The organism is Paenibacillus xylanilyticus, assembly GCF_013359935.1.
Lineage (GTDB): Bacteria > Bacillota > Bacilli > Paenibacillales > Paenibacillaceae > Paenibacillus > Paenibacillus xylanilyticus.
In genome coordinates this window covers 594,656-612,768 of record NZ_JABMCB010000206.1, presented here as the reverse complement: position 1 = coordinate 612,768, position 18,113 = coordinate 594,656, and the positions used below count along the sequence as shown (strand labels likewise).

Below are 18,113 nucleotides of genomic sequence, written 5' to 3'. Positions count from 1 at the left end.
CGCCTCCAATTTCAATTCCAAGGAGTACCGCCGGAAAGTTTGTCCTTTTTTAGCCATAAAAAAATCCCCTTCGTTTGGCAAGATTAAGTCCATCTTAACAGATGTCTTTTTTCTCTTGTCTACTAAAAGGGGATAATACCACGAAGGGCGACTTTCTTTTTTCAATCTCGTTCTATTTATTCTCTTGGGATATTTGTTGATGTTCTGTTTAGAGCCCTCATGAGAGATCAGAACAATCCATTCATGTCCCGGCAGGTCAATTGGAGGTATGCTCAACCTTTTGATCAAACAAAGATACCAGTTCAATACCGTCTGCCGAGATACGTACCAGTCCCTTGTCGGACAAACGAAGTTCAGGAATGACAACCAGAGCAAGCAGGGAAAGAGTCATAAATGCATTATTCAGCGTACAGCCTGCCGATTGCAGCGCATCGCTGATGGCAGCAGATTGCACGGCGACCTCTTCAAATGATTCTGTGGACATCAAGCCCGCGATCCGAAGCGGAAACTCGGTTGCTTTATCACCTGTAATCACAGCGACTCCACCTTGCATGCGAATCACCCGGTTACCGGCCTCAGCCATTAGTGCATCATCATTACCGATAATCAGAAGGTTGTGACTATCATGCGCAACGGTCATCGCTATCGCTGCCGGACGCGTAAAGCCAATACCGCCCACAAGGGCAACCGCCTTGTTCTCGGTTTGTTTGTGACGTTCCAGCACAGCGATTTTGCAGATATCTCCTGTCGTGGAGACAACGACTTTACCATTCTGTACCGCAACAGGAACATGCTTCTCCTTCGTATCTACATGGTTCTCCGTCACATGAATGATTTTGGCCCCAATGGCCCCCTCCATAATTGGCGCAGCTAGTTCCATATCCTTGGGCTGAATGTTGGCTTCCAGTTTCACCGTATTCAGCGCCTCTTCCGGATAGGTGAAGCTGTCCCAGACGGCAGTCATCTTCCCCTTCTCCGCAACGACATGCCCTGCAGCAATGGTCATGCCTACACGCACATCTGCAAGTCGGCCATCGAGCAAAATAATGTCGGCTATATTTCCCGGAATGACCGCACCAATATCACGTGCCACACCGAAACGTTCAGCTGTGTTAATCGTTGCCATTTGGAAAGCTGTCACCGGTTTGACGCCCTGTGAAATGGCCAGACGGACAACAAAGTCCATATGTCCTTCTTTGAGTAGCGATTCGGAGCTTCGATCATCGGTCACCAGCATCATCCGGCGGGTATCCAGCCCCAGCTCTGTACAGGCTTTAATGGTTTCCGCAACGTCATGCCAAGCCGAGCCCTGACGCATTTTGGCATACATGCCGAGCCGCAGACGCTCCACTACATCTTCCTTGGTTACACATTCATGATCTCCGGTGACACCACTTGCCGCATAAGCAGGTAAACGCCAGTCGTCTGCAGCCCAGGTAAAATGGCCGTCTGCCACCTTGCCGGCTCGCAGTGTGGCCTGGATTTCTCCGATCATCGTTTCATCGCCGTATACGACACCCGGGAAGTTCATAACTTCTCCAAGTCCAATCATGTCCGGCCCCCAGGAGAGGGCTTCAGCCACTTCCTCTGGTCCTATGTAAGCCCCTGTCGTTTCCAGTCCAGGATGTGTGGAAGGAACGCAGGAAGCCACCTGCATATAGGCAGCCATCGGTGTGGTCCGCGCTTCGTCCAGCATCAGTCGCAGACCTTTAAGTCCGAGTACGTTGGAAATCTCATGTGGGTCAAAAAAACCACCTGTTGTACCCGAAGGCAGTACTGCTCTCGCAAACTCTGTCACCTTCATCTGGGTGCTTTCGATATGACAGTGTCCATCCAGCAGTCCCGGAGCAATGTACTTGCCTTCCGCTTCGATGATCCGTGTATGTTCTCCAATCGTGTGGCTTACATCCTTGCCAACATAGGCAATCCGTGCACCCTGTACTGCAACAGACATATCAGGCAAAATTTCTCCCGAGATGACGTTAACCAGCGTCCCGCCCCGAATGACCAACGTCGCCTTCAAATCCCCACGTGCTGTTGCCACCAGATCTGGTACGCAATCTGCCATTAATGGCCGTTCAAAAGATGGTTTGTTCATGCCGCTGCCTCCTTCATTCAATAAACGATCCCAAAAAAATATATTGTTACGATTATATGAGTACACACTGCTTGTGTAAAGAAAATTTACACCAATTGTATCTACACACAAATTGATGCTCAAAATTTATCCATTGAACCTAACCCAACCAAACAGGTGTCAGGAATGGTTATCCAGTGCTCTCATACGGTTCATTCAAGTCCAAACTATTCACATATAGAAAGACCCCCGTCCAAGGGAACGGAGGTCTTCTCCTATACAAGTATCACCCTGTTAATCCGCTTGAGCCGCAGAGACATTGCCCATGGCATATAGTTCTTGTGGCTGTGTTGTAATAAACGGACTTGGTTCTCCGAGGCTGTACACGTGCAGTAAATGCATCGCTCGCGTACACGCCGTATAGAACAGCTTGCGTTCGTGCTCCTGCGCATATTGTCCGGCAGAACCATCATAGATCAGTACCGCATCAAACTCTACGCCTTTTGCAAGATAGGCCGGTATGACGTGCACACCCCGCTCGAAGGCAAGCGTTGTTTTTTTGATCAGCTTTGGTGCTGCAGGCAGAACCTGACTGAGCGCTTCATGCACTTCCTTGCTCTCTTCTGCTGTTTTACAGATGACTGCAACCGATTCATACCCTTCCTTAATCAGGTGACTCAGATCCGCTGTAATCCTATTCATATGCTCCTGAACATCAGATGTCACAATAACACTTGGCTTTTCGCCGCTGCGGTTGAATGGAATGATTTCTTCCCCACCAGGGACCATTCCCCGCGTGAATTCCACAATTTCCTGCGTCGAACGATAGCTCCGCGTGAGTTCAATCACTTCGGTATTTTCCGGTCCATACAGATTCGTCAGCGGTCCAGTACCACTGAGCACCGAAGAATGGGCATAGATCGCCTGATTAAAATCACCCAAAGCGGTTATTTTTGCCCGTGGAAACAGTCTCTTCATGAAGGCCAGTTGAAATGCGGAATAATCCTGCGCCTCATCAATGATCACATGACGAATATTCGAGTTGATATGGAATCCAAGCAGCAGCTCCCGCAAATACAAATAAGGTGTAATATCCTCATAAGCGAGTTCCTGCACTTTCATTCGGCGAAGGGTCATGCGGCAGATTTCTTCCCAGTGGGCAGGCAGTGCCTCATCTTCCAAAAGACGAATCACCTGTGCCTGGTCTTGGAACAAATGCGCGTATAACTGACGAATATCGACGAATCGCAGGGACTTGATCCATTTGCGCAAAGGCTTCAGCCGATCACTGACCACCATCCGGGCCAGGATCTCCCTTTCCTGCTGAAAATCATTAAACGTATCCGACTTCCCTTTTTGTTTGCGCTTCAGGCGCTGGTAGGCTCGCTGCAGGTCTTCCGGTTCCATCAGATCCAACTGCTGATCTACCCAAGGGGCCTCCAATTCACTTTTGCCAAAGGCGGACAATTCTTTCAGCATCCAGTCCCGCAGCATCTCCAGTCGATTCACCAGCTTGACAGACGACCCGAAACTGTAGAATTTCTCAGCCATGGCCTCTGCTGTTACAACCGCTTGCCCCTGAAAGCGTACCGGTTTGAACTTCATGCCTTCCGACATCAAGCTATCCTTGAATCGCGTAATCACTTTGAGGAACGACTCGGATGATTTGAAGCGAATACCTGACATGCGTGCGGTGTATCCTGGATCTTCCGTATTGGAAAGAACATATTCAAGCTGAATGAATGGATCTTCCAACTGGTATTCGCGGCCAAGACGACGTTCCAGGTATTCCTGGAACGTCGTTTGCAGCATGTTTTCCTCCCCAAGCTCAGGCAGAACAGTGGATACGTAACTGTTGAACATCGGGTTTGGTGAAAAGAGCACCATCTGATCTGCCTGCAAATGCTCGCGGTACTTGTATAAAAGATAGGCTACCCGTTGAAGTGCAGCTGATGTTTTGCCACTGCCGGCCGCGCCCTGCACAATCAGCATACGGGTACGATCATTGCGAATGATTCGGTTCTGCTCTTTCTGAATCGTCGCCACGATGCTTTTCATTTGGGCATCCGATGTCCGGCTCAGCACCGCCTGTAGCAGCTCATCCCCAATTGTAACCCCGGTATCAAACATAAATCGGATGCGTCCGTCCCGAATGACAAACTGCCGTTTCATTTCGATATCGCCGCTGATTTCACCGCTCGGTGTATGATAAGTTATCGGACCTGGTGCACCATCGTAATACAAATTGGATATCGGTGCCCGCCAGTCGTAGACAAGAAAGGATTCTTCCTTCTCATCCAGCAGGGAGGCAATTCCCAGATAAATGCGCTCCGCTTGCGGATAACCGTCTTCCTTAAAATCTATGCGTCCAAAATAGGGCGAGTGATGCAATCGTTTCATCTTGTCGAGAGCCGCTGCTGTATTTAAATGACTGCGTTCACGATCGGACAGGACCTGCGATTGCTGCCGCATGCTGGTGGATGTTTCCCCCACGTCATCCGCTTCACTGAAGTTCATGGTGACCTCGTCCCAGAAGTCTTTTCTCATCTCCACAACTTCATCCCGGAAGGAACCCACCTCTTCTTCCAACTCGGTTATTTTCCGCTCGATCTGATCGGTTACTGCATTGACCCGCTGCTGCTCCTCACTCCATTGCTGGTCTGTACTCATATGTTAATACGCCCCTCTTTCCCCGGATTGTGTCCTCAAAAGCCCATTTGACAAGCCCGAAAAGGCTATGGTATAATTAATTAGAAAGTAAACATTTTAATTTTATGTTAATTAGTTCTAATTTTCTGAAAACCATTTTTTATTGTACCAGTGACAGCGTCCCGATGCAAGCGGAGGCGTTTTTTGTTGTTTCTAATTTAAATATTGCTGTAATCCACCAAACAGACCTCTTTATTATTACCCTCCAACTAGATGAATATAGGTATAGTTGGTTTTTCTACTGACGCAATTCTGCAATCGTCTCTTTCCACCGAGTTATGGATGCCTTCTCGTCTTTTAATTGAAATGTGATTCCTGTCGTAATATCTGCATACGGAGCGCGATCCACACGCATGCTTACCACGCGTGCCTCATACCGATCTCTTGGATGAACGGATTCCTTTAACTGGGGAAGTACACCAATCTCCAAGCGTACATACAACAACCTATACTCATGTACGGCAATCAAGGTAGCCTTGCCTGTTCTGTTCATATTCATACTAGTCTGCGTCCCTGGCCATAGAGCGAGTCTGAGCTTATCCGGACTGATGGCAATGATCTCACCCATGCTAATCATGGCCTGATGCGGCCATCCATCTTCTGACACGGTCAATAGCTGCATTGCATCATGCTGTTTCCCCTCCAATTGATTACCACTCAGCCATTCAACAAGTTCTAGATCAAGCTGCTTTACATTCATATCATTCTACCTCGGTTCATTAAAATGGTCATTATTCGTTATGTATACAAAACAACCCGGACACAGTTGTCCGGGCTGCACGTTGTTATTCTATTGTATATGATGGAGAAGCCTGCATGCAATTGGCGTTACGGCCATTTGAGCCAATTCAGAATTTTATCCTGTGACTCATGGTCTTCACTTGAACTATGCACATGTTCGGCAAGCCTGTTGAGTCGTTCCAATTGATAGCCGTAATCATAAATCGCTGCAGCAACAATCGACAGTCTCAGCATACCTTCCTGATCGACATCAAACTGGGATATGGCCTGTTCCATGAATCGATCATTATCCAATATAAACTGCGCCGCTTCTTCCCCGTTCGGCTTCAATTTGTCTTCAAACTTGAGCAGTGCATGCTCATGGAATTTAATGACCAGTTCCAGATGCGTATCGAAAAATTGGTCCATTTCCGGTGTCCGCTGTGCCTGGAAATAATGTCGTTCCACGGAATCAAGAACATCATACCCTTTTTGCAGACTCAGCAGCATTTGTTTATATACGACCATCTGCCGGGTCTCGCTGAATTTGGAACGCTTCATCTTCTTCTGTTCTTCTTCGAACAGATTGTATTTATCCGACAGCGATTTAATGGAACCCCCCAGATTGCCCTTCTCATCCCTGAAAACAACTTCCTTGATTTCATCCGAGATGGACGTGCGTAACAGCAGCGACATGCTGTTGAACACATTCTGGATCTGCTTCACGAACTGTACCTTGGGCTTGGGCGGAAACACCGTGATATTGATAAGAAACGCAGATACAATACCGACAAGTGTCAGCAGAAACCGATTTAATGCAAAGTGCCAGTCACCTGAAGCTTCCATAATGGAAACAACCGTGACGAGGGTCAGCCCAACCGTCTCACCCATGTTCAATTTAAGACAAATCATGATAACAAGTACGATAATCAATCCAACAGCGATCGGCTCATTGGACAGTACCATCCCGCCCAACAGGGCGACAATAGCTCCAAGGGTAGTCGTTTGCAGCTGATCCAGGAAGTATTTCCATGAGCGATAAATAGATGGCTGCATCGCAAAGATGGCAGCTATGGCAGCCGGTACCGGTGACTGCGGATTCAAAAACATGCTCAGGTACAGAGCAAGCGTTACCGCAATCCCTGTCTTAAGCACGCGTGCTCCAAACGACACGGTAACCCCTCCTTACCTGTACTTTCAATTCGGTATAACTTATTAATAATCATTATTACCCCGTATTTCTTTTTTTGTTAAATTATTTTGAACCAATATTCCACTTTTTCATCCATTAACGATAACAGCAGCCCCTTTGTATGTTCCACAGCCATGTAACTTCATCATAAATTTTATCAGAACGACTTATTTTACCACGGACGCTCAGTGGTTTCCATGTGATTCCTCATAATGTCCGGTTCACACGAGTACATCACCTGTTTTCTCGCAAAAGAAAAAAAGCAAACCATTGGAATGTGATATTCACCACGCCAAAAGTTTGCTCATTTATGTTGGTCATGTTTCAAAATAATCCAGCCTAACGATCTGTTCCTTCCCACTCCCGTTTGAACTGTTCCACGAATTCCACCATAAACGCATGGCGCTGCTCGGCCAGTTCTCTGCCATAGGAAGTGTTCATGAGATCCTTGAGCTTAAACAGCTTCTCATAAAAATGATTAATTGTGGTGCTCCGTCCATTCCGATATTCCTCCCGGGTCATCTGTTCCCGTGGCGGAAGAGCCGGGTCATACATTTCACGTCCTCGCGCCCCCGCAAAAGCAAACGTGCGTGCGATACCTATGGCACCAAGCGCATCCAGTCTGTCTGCATCCTGAACGACTTGCGCTTCCAGCGAAGATACGGCCGGACGCTGTCCTCCTGCATAGGAGATCGTGCTGATGATGTTGACGACAGCTTCACGGGTGCCTGGCTCAAGCTGCTGCTGATCCAGCCACCCGTTCAGCTTCTCCATCCCGGCTTCCAGACTTTCGTTCAGCTTCTCATCCGGCACATCATGAAGCAGTGCAGCGAGCTCACAGACAAAAGGATCTGCTCCCATTCGATGGGCAAGCTCAACAGCAAGTGCAGTCACCCGTTCGATATGCGGCCAGTCGTGTCCGTCTGTATGCTTTGATACATCTCCCTGTACAAAGGCTCGGGCGGCACGAAGGACAGCCTCTCCAACAGATGTACCATCTATTTGTTCAAGAGTTCCAGATGCTTTCGTTGTTCGATTGGAGTTGTCGTCCACGATTACACTTCCCCGCTTTCCCTGGCCTGTTCACGCGGGACACGCCGAGCTACACCTGTTCTCACCGCTGCTTCAACCACACGCTTACGGATCGATTTGACCACTTTATCATTGAATACACTCGGAATAATATAATAGCGCGTGCGTTCCTCATCCGAGACGGCAGAAGCAATCGCCTTGGCCGCAGCCAGTTTCATCTCTTCATTAATTTCAGTCGCACGGCAATCCAGAACAGCTCTGAAGATCCCTGGGAAACAGAGCACGTTATTGATCTGATTCGGATAATCCGAACGGCCGGTAGCCATGACAGCCACGATGTCCTCTACCACGGCAGGCATAATTTCGGGTACCGGATTAGCCATGGCGAAGACAATTGGATCGGCGGCCATGGACTGTACATCTTCCCGGGTTAACAGATTACCACGCGATAAACCGATAAATACATCCGCTCCGCGAATGACATCCCGCAGTGAACCTGACTCCAGTTCCGGATTGGTACGAGCGGCATAGTCGCTCCATACCTCATTTTCATAGGTCTGTGTCCGTACAAGCGCTCCCTCGCGGTCAACACCAATCAACCGACTGGCTCCGGCCGAGAGGAGAATGTTGCTGCAAGCCACCCCGGCTGCTCCAATACCGCAGACGACTATTTTCACATCCGTAATGGATTTGCCAACAAGTTTAAGTGCATTGATCAGACCCGCATATAAAACAACAGCCGTACCATGCTGGTCATCATGGAACACCGGAATATCCAGCTCCTCATTCAGGCGGCGTTCGATTTCAAAGCAGCGCGGAGATGAAATATCCTCCAGGTTGATGCCGCCAAAGGCTGGTGATATCGCTTTCACCGTACGAATGATCTCTTCGGTATCCTGTGTATCCAGACAGATGGGGAACGCATCCACACCTGCAAACTGTTTAAACAGCATCGCTTTTCCTTCCATCACTGGCATGGCTGCTCGAGGCCCAATGTTCCCCAGTCCAAGCACTGCACTGCCATCGGATACGACGGCTACTGTGTTCCGCTTGATGGTTAGCGAAAATGCCTTTCCGGGCTCATCCGCAATCGCTGAACATACCCGAGCCACATCTGGTGTATACACACGTGACAGATCTTCCCGGTTATGAATCGGCGTTTTGGGAGTGACTTCGATTTTGCCGCCAAGGTGCAGCAGGAACGTACGGTCAGATACGTTAACAATGGATACCCCTCTAAGCTGGCGTACCGCTTCTACAATTTTGCTGTTATCCTGTGCATCCGTTACCGCAACCGTCAAGTCGCGCACACTCACATCCTGATTGGTCGAAATCACGTCGATGGCAATGATGTCTCCCCCAGCTTCCGAGATGGCCGAAGCCACTTCGCCGAACTTGATATCTTTCGTTGTCATTTCCAGCCGAATAATAATGCTGTTGCCGTCCAGATTTCTCTGATTCATTCCAATTCCTCCCAGACTGAAAGTCTTGAGTTGCACGTTACCTGTTTCTCTTCGCTGCACATGCACTCTTTTCCTTTATCTTGTCCAGAAAAAGTGACAATCGTTACGATACTCTGCACAAAAAAGGCCACCCCACCCGTCAGGTCATGACGTTTAGGATAGCCTTTATCATCTCTGTTATTTTCGATCAGCGGTTCTTCTCAAGACACGGATGTCATAAGGCTGCAAATCCAAATGGGCATTTATTTCATCGCCATGAAGCAAATCCGTGTAAGACTGGTTGTCCAGCTCCACTTGCTTGGTCTCCGGGGTGTAGTTCTGAACAAACACATAATCCGATGTACCATCTGTACGCAGATGCACAGTAACTCCTGCAGGCAGTTTGGTTTCCAGCGCACGTTCAATCCCAAGGTCCGCAATGAGCTGGCCGTAGAAATCGTCATAAAACGGTGCTGTAAAACGTGTTGCGATATAATACGCTTTGCCCGCTCCCAATCGGTTAACGGTTAACGCAGGTCGTCCGGCATAGAAGTCGGAACGATAGGTTGCCAGGGCTTCCGCACCTTCCAGATGGATCAGGTCACATAATTCGATGGCATCGTACTCAGCTTGAAGTTTCAACTCATTCCCACTTACAGGGATTGCCCCGTTTTGGTCCCGATCGTGCAACCCGTCGATTTCTTCAGACCAGATCCCAAGCGTTTTGCGCAGTGGACCAGGGAAGCCTCCAAGGAAGCATAGATCATTCTCATTGACAATGCCTGACCAATAGGTAGCTACAAATGTACCGCCGTTCTCGACAAATCGTTCAATCCGTTCGCCTACACCCTCCCGCACAAGATAGAGCATCGGTGCGATCAGCAATTTATATTTGGAGAGATCGGCATCCATGTCGATGACGTCCACAGGTACTCCTTTTTTCCAAAACGCATCATAATGCCATTCCACGGTTTGCTCATATTTCACACCGATGTTGCGTGGACCCTGTGAATCCTTCACCGCCCAGCGGTTCTCCCAGTCGAAGATAATAGCCACTTCTGCCGGAACAGATGTGCCAACCACAGCTTCCATTCCTTCGAGAGCTGTACCCACGTCCGTCACATCCTTGAACACACGGGTGTGTTCATGTCCAACATGATCCACTACAGCGCCGTGCAGCTTCTCACTGGAGCCCCTGCTCTTTCTCCATTGGAAGTACTGCACACTGTCCGAGCCATGCGCTACCGCTTGAAGCGAAGATAACAGATGCATGCCTGGACGTTTCAGCTTGCTGGTCTCCTGCCAGTTCGTGGAGCTTGGCGTGCTCTCCATCAACAGGAACGGCTGCCCGCCTTTGATCGAACGGACAATATCATGCATCATCGCTATTCTGGAAGCCAGTTTGTCTTCTTCATCTGCATCATGCCAAGTCGGGTAACTATCCCAGGACAGGAAATCCAGAATATCGGCAAACTTCCAATAGTTCAACCCTTCATAAAATTCCATCAGGTTTGTTGTCACCGGCAGATCAGGATTTTTGGCCTTGAGCGGCTTGGTTTCATGCACGATAAAATCAGCGGTCTGATCCGTAACGAACCGGCGCCAGTCCAGATTCATTGCATGCACTTGTGTTTCTCCGTGCGGTGCAGGAGACTCTACCTGACTCCAGTCTGTTACCGTATGGCTCCAGAACGTGGTCCACCATGCATGATTCAACTCATCGAGTGTGCCATATTTATTTTTTACCCAGCCGCGAAAAGCGTCCTGACAATAGTCACAGTGGCAATCTCCGCCGAATTCGTTGGAAATATGCCAGCCAATCACCGCAGGATGCTGCGAATAACGTTCTGCAAGTTTCGTATTGATCGCTGTAACCTTTTCCCGATACACAGGAGAAGTATAACAATGGTTATGACGGAACCCATGCAGGTTGCGCACCCGATTGGCCCCTACACGCAGTACTTCCGGATACTTGGCCGACATCCAGGCAGGTCTTGCGCCGCTTGGCGTAGCGAGAAATGCGTATATGCCATTCGCAGCAAACCTATCCAAGACACGATCCAGCCATTCAAAGGTATATACACCTTCCTCCGGTTCTAGCGATACCCACGAAAAGATGCCGATGGACATTACATTGCACTTGGCAAGTTTCATCAAGCGGATATCTTCTTCCAGCACTTCAGGATATTTGAGCCATTGCTCCGGGTTATAATCTGCACCATGCAGCATGCGTTGCACCTTCGTACTTACGGGTGGATATTTATATGTCATGTTTGCATCTCCTCTGCCTATTGCATTTTGTAGCACTCTATTTGATCAATGCTGAACCCTTCAGCGTACCCGTTTCGGTTTCCGAATGTTTACTGGCAGTCAACGCTGTAAACGATTCCAATTTACGACCTTTAAAATCAAACATCGTCAGATTGCCCCAGTTGTTCGGATGTCCAACAGACCATTCCGGTTTGCTTGGTATCCAGGCAGGTTCCCAATAATAAAACCCTTGGCCCAGTCCACCCGGAACTTCGCGAATAATCTGCAGCAAATCCTGGAGATAACGCTTCTGGCCCTCCACACTTGCCGGATAACCGGGCAGCAGCAGATCTTCCTGATTCAGAATCCACTCATGTTCTTCAGGTTGCTCCAGCGTCCATGGATAAGCGGTTTCAACCACATTGATGGGCTTGCCGTATCTGGCTGCCAGGTCGTGCAGATTGTCACGCAGCGCGTCCAATGTTCCATGCCACCAAGGGTAATACGAGAGCCCAATGGTATCAAACTCTACGCCCAGTGCTTCAAACCGGTCATAAAACTTTCTGCTCTCCACGTTATCGCCGCCACGATCAATATGGATCATGATGTTGATATTCGAGTCAACGGATTTAACTGCGGCAATGCCGTACTTCACCAGTCCTGCAAAACGTTCCCACTGCTCGTCGGTGTCGTGCTCCTCACCACTTACTCGCCCTTCATCCCACAACATGCCGGGTGTAATTTCGTTGCCCACCTGTACCATATCAGGCAGAGCGTTATTCTCTTTCAAAGTGCTTAGCACATCTGCCGTGTATGTACAAACGGCCCGCTGGAGCTCTTCATAGGACAGATTCTCCCATGCTTTGGGCTTCCACTGGTTGGCCGGATCAGCCCAGCGATCGGAGTAGTGGAAGTCTAGCAGAAACTGCATTCCCTGTTCTTTGATCCGTTTGGCGACAGCCACGGTGCGCTCCAGGTTGCAGAACCCTCCCGCTGGATCGTTCCAGATCCGCAGCCGAATGGCGTTCGTTCCGTTCAGCTTCAGGATGGACAGAAGGTCCTGCTGCTTGCCGTCTACGTCGCTGTAGCTCCCTCCATGCTGTTCAATTTCATCCATAAAAGACACATCCATCCCAAGAATGAATGGCTTATTCTCCAAGTTGTTCACTTGTTCAACCTCCATTGGATTAGATTTGGTAGCCGGGCTCAGCCTTTAACTGAACCCAGTGTCATGCCTTTAACAAAGAAACGCTGCAGGAATGGATAGACAATCAGAATCGGTGCACTTCCAATGAAAATTTGAGCTGCTCTTACCGTGGTTTGCGAGAGAGCCTCCATTTCTTTGGGATTCATGCTCATACTGCTCATATCCCGTCCGATAATGACCGTTTGCATAAATGTAGCCAGTGGATAATCCTTGGCGTTATTCATATATAACAACCCGTCAAACCAAGAGTTCCAGTGGAACACCATGCTGAACAAGGCAATTGTTGCAATAGACGGCATGGAAATGGGCAGGAAGATCGTGAACAGTGTTCTGAAATGGTTGGCTCCATCCATCAATGCCGCTTCTTCCAGCTCTTTTGGAATACCACGGAAGAAGTTCAGCATCAGAATGACCAGGAAGGTGTTGACTGCACCCGGGAGTACCAGCACCCAGAAGGAATCCATCAGGCCGATCTTCTGAATAACCATATAGAATGGAACCAGTCCTCCATTAAAGATCATACTAAAAACGAATATCCATGAATATATCGTTCTTCCTTTAAATTCACTATTTTCCTTGGACAATGGGTACGCCGCCAAAAAGGTAATCAGCAGGGTAATCGCCGTACCAATGACGGTACGAAGCAGGGAAATCCAAAGCGAGTTCAGAAAGATTGGATTATTCATCGTTTTTTTGTAGGCCTCAAGCGAGAAGCCGACAGGCCAGAGATTAACCAGATTGGCATCGGCGGCTGCCTTCGAGCTGAAGGACACCGCCAGAACATGAATCATGGGTACGATACACATGATGGCAACCAGAATTAGAAAGCAGGTGTTGATTATGTTAAACACGCGATAAGGCATTGATTTGTGATACATCGTGGTCCCTTCTTTCTTTTGTTCATTCGATTAGAATATGCGGTATCCGGCGTATTTTTTGGCCAAGCTGTAGGATACAAGAATCAAAATCATGCTGATCACCGACTTGAACAATCCGATCGCAGTGGCGAAGCCCATCTCGCCATTTTGCATGGCTGAACGATATACGAATGTATCAATGATGTCACCCGTTTGATAAACAAGTGGATTGTACAAGTTGAAAATCTGGTCAAATCCGGCATTGAGTACATTTCCGAGAGCCAGTGTTCCGACCACCATTAGCATCGGCACAAGTGAAGGAACTGTGATGTGCAGCGTTTGTTTCCATCTTCCAGCTCCGTCAATCTCCGCTGCTTCGTAAAGCGCGGGATTAATCCCGGCAAGGGCAGCCAGAAACACAATCATGTTATAGCCAAATTCCTTCCACACATCCGTCACAATGACCGTCGTACGGAACCAGCTGTTATCACCAAGGAAAAAGTATGGCCCGAGTCCGAAGCTTCCCAGCACCCGGTTAACCAAGCCGCCTGTTGACAGCAGATCGATCAAAATCCCGCCCAGGATAACCCAGGACAAGAAGTGAGGCAGGTATACCAGGGTCTGAATGGTCCGTTGTATAGCCATCTTGCGAATCTCATTCAACAAAATGGCAAAAACGAAAGGTACAAATAAATTAAATATCAGTTTAAGTACAGCAATGATTAATGTATTCCAAATGACCTGCAGGCTGTCTTGACGTTCAAACAAGAATCGGAAATTATCCAGCCCAACCCATTCCGAGCCGCTTATGCCAAGCCACGGCTTATAGTTTTGAAAAGCCATGACAATACCGCCCATGGGAATATAACTGAATATGATCAGAAAGATGATGGCTGGCAGCAGCATTACGTGGAATGGCCAAGTTCGTTTCAAAGTTCTCATGATTGCTCCCCCTGTAATTCTTCCTACTCAAGTACTCCCTGAGTGGCTTATACTGCGATTATATCAACCGTTTGCATAGGTCAAACAGCACATAAAAGCAATATAAATGGCACAAAAGCAACCACTTTGGACTTGCTGTATTTCCTGACCCTCATCCCCTATGAACTAACATTTATATCAAGCAAAACCTCAGCCAAACCGGCAAAAAAGGCGCACAGACTTATACCGTCTGTGCGCCAACAATAGATTATTTTTTCACGCTGTCATACCAATCGTTGACTTCTTGCGTGATCTGATCACCACCGCCTGATTTCCACGTTTGAACAAAGGTATCAAACGCATCTACAGGATTTTTGCCATAAATGATTTCATTAAATGCCTGATTCTCGATTTTGTTCAGGTAGTCCAGCTTCGATTTCATCGTTGCTGTTGTTGGGCCTGTGAACATGTTTTTGAATGAAATATCTTCCTGAGCCAAAAGCACTTTCGCGGCAGCAGGCGTTTCCTTACCATAGTTAACGGCAACGTCTTTCTCCAACTTCGTTTCAGGCTCTTTGCCGTCTGCCAGGTTCAGCAGAGCTTTCATCTGTGCATCCGGAATACGGGCACCATCACGAACGAGCAGGTAACGGACAACGTTGACATATCCGCCTTCAATTTGATCAATCGGCATTTGCTTGCCGTTTGCATCCAATTGATAGTCATATTTTTCAAACAGTCCGTTATCATACGGGCTTCCTGGTGCAGGATCTGCATAGTTGTCAAACAGGTAATTCTCATAAGTAAAGAATGCTTCAGGATGCTCCATATCTTTCTTGATCAGGATTACACCATTAACAAACTGTGTACCGTGACGCATCGCTTTTCCTTCGGGTCCAACTGGAATTTCAATCGGTTTCCAAACGGCACTTGGCACGTTTTTCACCGTATCCAGCAGCGGCCATCCGCTCATCCAGTAAGGGCCTGGAATAATACCGGCTGTACCGGCCACTGCGGGCTCGGCTGTTTTGTTTTCATCCCACAAAGCTGCTTCCTGCGGAATATATCCCTTTTTGAGCCATTCGCTCAATTTCGTCAAACCCTGTTTCATGCCAGGATTGATGGAGCCATATTCCAGCTTGCCATCTGCACCCAGATTCCATTGGAACGGCAGCGTTCCGTAAGCTCCGAAGATCCAGGATGGATCCCCCATCCATGTATTCATGGACGTTTTGAAACCAATGCTCAGTGGAATGACCTTGTCTGGAGCCAAGCCGTCCGGATTCTGATTTTTGAATGCCTCCATGACCGTTTCGAGCTCGTCGATCGTTTTCGGTGCTTTCAAGTTCAGCTTGTCCAGCCAGTCCTGACGAATCCAGAGCAGATAATCATTGTTGTATGCATAATCCAATACCGGAATACCCATTCTTTTGCCATCACGGCTGTATTGGTTCCATACGTTCGGATCCTGCTCCATGGCTTTTTTCCATGTATCCGATGCATATTTATCGAAGAGTGGACCAACTTCCTGGTACATGCCGGAATCGATCAGATCCTGAGCAAGCAGGTTATCTCCCACCGTTACCACATCAGGCATCTCTTGACCAGAAGACATGGCCAGACGAAGCTTGGTTGCAAATGCTCCATTCGTATCCGTAACGGACCACAGGGACTTGATGTTAATACCAAACTTCTCTTTGGCCCACTTGGTTGCCACGTTATTTTCCATCGATTCGCCATTTTTGAATTTCAGCTCAGGATCGATTCCCCACGCTGTCGTAATGGTGACTTCCGGATCATATTTCTCTTTGTATTCGTTTTCAATGGCAGACGGGCTGGAGCCCGCGCTCTCACCGCCACTGCCTCCTCCACATGCAGCAAGAATGACAGCCAAACACGTTGTCGTAGCCAGGAGCGGCAGCCATCTCTTTTTTGTAGATTTCGCTCTCATTGTTGTTCCCCCTTCAATCAATCGTTTTGGTTACCCTTTCATTATAGGCCTGCCGGGCCTTTCAGCCTATGTCACGAAAACAAGATTTCTGCACCTTTGGCAACCTATATATCGGAATGAAGGTTAAATTTATGCCTGGTCACGGAATTCATTCGGGGTCATGCCGTAATGTTTTTTGAACATTTTGCTGAAATATTGCGGATTCTGATACCCCAGTTCACTCGTAATCTCGTAGATCTTTTTATTGCTGTTCTTGAGCAAATATAACGCACGCTCCATTCGCATGCGAATCATGTAGTCTCCAAGTCCTTCGCCGGTTTCGGCTTTGTAAATCTTCGACAAATACACGGGGTGCAGGTAGACCTTGTCGGCAATCATTTTTACGGACAGATCCTGCCCGGTGTCTCGGGTGACCATTTCCTGAACCTGTTTGATGACATGCCTGCGGCTTTGTGTTCCCGCCTGATCGGACAATTCTTCCTGAAGCTTCGCAAGCATCTCCGTTGCCCAGCGCCGCAACCGTTCAGGCGATTGGATCAACTGATGCGCAAGCAGCAGGTCGAAGCCTGCATGATCGATCTCGTGCACCAGATGGCCCTGCTTGTGTGCGATATACATAAACGCATTGGTTACAGACAAATACATCTCATACACATGCTCCCTGGATAGGCATACGCGATCTGCTGCGTCAAAAACAGCATTAAGCTTGCTCGCTGCAGCTTCCCACTGCTTCGTTTCGAGTAACTGGGGCAGAACGGGAGGCTTATAGAGCTCTTCCAGGGCTTGCGCTGCATCGTTCTCCATCCGCTGCGTCATATCCTTGTCCATGAATATAATCTTGTTTTCTTCCGGACCGGAAAGGACAAGCGATCCCAGGCTTCTGCGATAGGCTGCTGTCATTTCATTAAAAGGAAATGGAGGTGTAACCACCATCGACAGATCTCCCTGAAGATAGCGAATGACATGCTCCCGGAAGGTATCCATCGGTCCTCTCAATGTTTCCTGATTGAAGGGTACTCCATCCAAAGGCCCCTGATTTTGTAGGAACATAACCAGACACTCATGCGGCCCATGTGCAAACCAAACTTTAAATCGTTCCCCGAGAACTTCCTCTGCAATATTGCCTACCGCAAAGTCCATCAAATCCAGTGACTGCTGATCCATGGAGGAGAATCGGCCAGTAAGACGGATGAGTATCATGACGATCGGTTGTTCCGGTTCAAGTCCGATCTCATATTGCTGTAACTGTTCACGAAGTGCACGTGTCGTGATTTCCCGGCCAAGCAGCAGGTCATGCATCAGATTTTCACGCAAAATTTTATAATCCGACTTCCGGCTGTACAGGAGCCGGTGATATTTATCAAACTCATCCCACTCCCCCCGGAGAGAGGTGATGGCTGCCGATACAGATGCCATAAACTCCTCATCATTCACGGGTTTAAGGATATAATCGGATGCCTGCAGCTGGATCGCCTTCTTGGCATAATCAAAATCACTGTGCCCGGTCAGCAAAATGCAGCGAATATGAGACCATCTGCTGCTTACCTCTGCGATCAGGTCCAGTCCCGTCATCCCAGGCATGCGAATATCGGTAACCACAATATCAACTGCATTTTCCTCCATGATCTCCAACGCTTCCTTGCCGGACGCTGCACGCAGCACCGTCGTTACCCCAAGCTCGCCCCAGGGAATGGTCATCTCCAGACTTTCCGTTACATATGTTTCATCATCAACCAGCAGTATATCGATCAAAGC

General features: G+C 48.3%; 12 protein-coding genes. All 12 read right to left on the bottom strand.

Going from position 1 to position 18,113, the window contains the following annotated elements; genetic code table 11:
• Positions 1 to 256: 256 nt before the first annotated feature.
• The 12 genes from ade to HP552_RS34570 all read right to left on the bottom strand — a co-directional run bounded on the left by ade (position 257) and on the right by HP552_RS34570 (position 18,110).
• The gene (gene ade, locus HP552_RS34625) at positions 257 to 2,098 is read right to left on the bottom strand and encodes an adenine deaminase (protein WP_175399828.1); all 1,842 of its coding nucleotides are present in this window, start codon (positions 2,096 to 2,098) and stop codon (positions 257 to 259) included.
• Between the two features lie 273 nt (positions 2,099 to 2,371).
• Entirely contained in the window at positions 2,372 to 4,747 is a 2,376-nt protein-coding gene (gene helD, locus HP552_RS34620; protein WP_175399827.1) for an RNA polymerase recycling motor HelD, read from the bottom strand.
• Positions 4,748 to 5,024: 277 nt separating this feature from the next.
• Positions 5,025 to 5,486 (bottom strand): pyridoxamine 5'-phosphate oxidase family protein, encoded by a 462-nt coding sequence (locus tag HP552_RS34615; RefSeq protein ID WP_175399826.1) that lies wholly within the window; start codon positions 5,484 to 5,486, stop codon positions 5,025 to 5,027.
• 128 nt (positions 5,487 to 5,614) lie between these two features.
• Positions 5,615 to 6,679, bottom strand: a complete 1,065-nt coding sequence (locus HP552_RS34610; RefSeq protein ID WP_175399825.1) for an FUSC family protein — start codon at positions 6,677 to 6,679, stop codon at positions 5,615 to 5,617.
• Positions 6,680 to 7,037: 358 nt separating this feature from the next.
• A complete protein-coding gene (locus tag HP552_RS34605; RefSeq protein WP_376769009.1) occupies positions 7,038 to 7,700 on the bottom strand; it encodes an HD domain-containing protein in 663 nt (220 codons plus the stop codon).
• 53 nt (positions 7,701 to 7,753) lie between these two features.
• Positions 7,754 to 9,193, bottom strand: a complete 1,440-nt coding sequence (locus tag HP552_RS34600) for an NAD-dependent malic enzyme (protein ID WP_175399824.1) — start codon at positions 9,191 to 9,193, stop codon at positions 7,754 to 7,756.
• 177 nt (positions 9,194 to 9,370) lie between these two features.
• Positions 9,371 to 11,443 carry a beta-galactosidase gene (locus HP552_RS34595; protein ID WP_281366178.1) on the bottom strand — a complete coding sequence of 691 codons (2,073 nt, stop codon included), beginning with the start codon at positions 11,441 to 11,443 and terminating at the stop codon, positions 9,371 to 9,373.
• Between the two features lie 37 nt (positions 11,444 to 11,480).
• Complete coding sequence (locus HP552_RS34590; RefSeq protein WP_312884393.1) at positions 11,481 to 12,590, bottom strand: glycoside hydrolase family 53 protein; 1,110 nt, start codon at positions 12,588 to 12,590, stop codon at positions 11,481 to 11,483.
• A 38-nt stretch (positions 12,591 to 12,628) separates the two neighbouring features.
• On the bottom strand, positions 12,629 to 13,507 hold the full coding sequence (locus tag HP552_RS34585; RefSeq protein WP_095287918.1) for a carbohydrate ABC transporter permease: 879 nt from the start codon (positions 13,505 to 13,507) through the stop codon (positions 12,629 to 12,631).
• A gap of 30 nt (positions 13,508 to 13,537) precedes the next feature.
• Complete coding sequence (locus tag HP552_RS34580) at positions 13,538 to 14,428, bottom strand: ABC transporter permease (protein ID WP_175399822.1); 891 nt, start codon at positions 14,426 to 14,428, stop codon at positions 13,538 to 13,540.
• Between the two features lie 247 nt (positions 14,429 to 14,675).
• Complete coding sequence (locus tag HP552_RS34575) at positions 14,676 to 16,358, bottom strand: type 2 periplasmic-binding domain-containing protein (RefSeq protein WP_175399821.1); 1,683 nt, start codon at positions 16,356 to 16,358, stop codon at positions 14,676 to 14,678.
• Between the two features lie 129 nt (positions 16,359 to 16,487).
• The gene (locus tag HP552_RS34570) at positions 16,488 to 18,110 is read right to left on the bottom strand and encodes a response regulator (RefSeq protein ID WP_175399820.1); all 1,623 of its coding nucleotides are present in this window, start codon (positions 18,108 to 18,110) and stop codon (positions 16,488 to 16,490) included.
• Between the last annotated feature and the right edge of the window lie 3 nt (positions 18,111 to 18,113).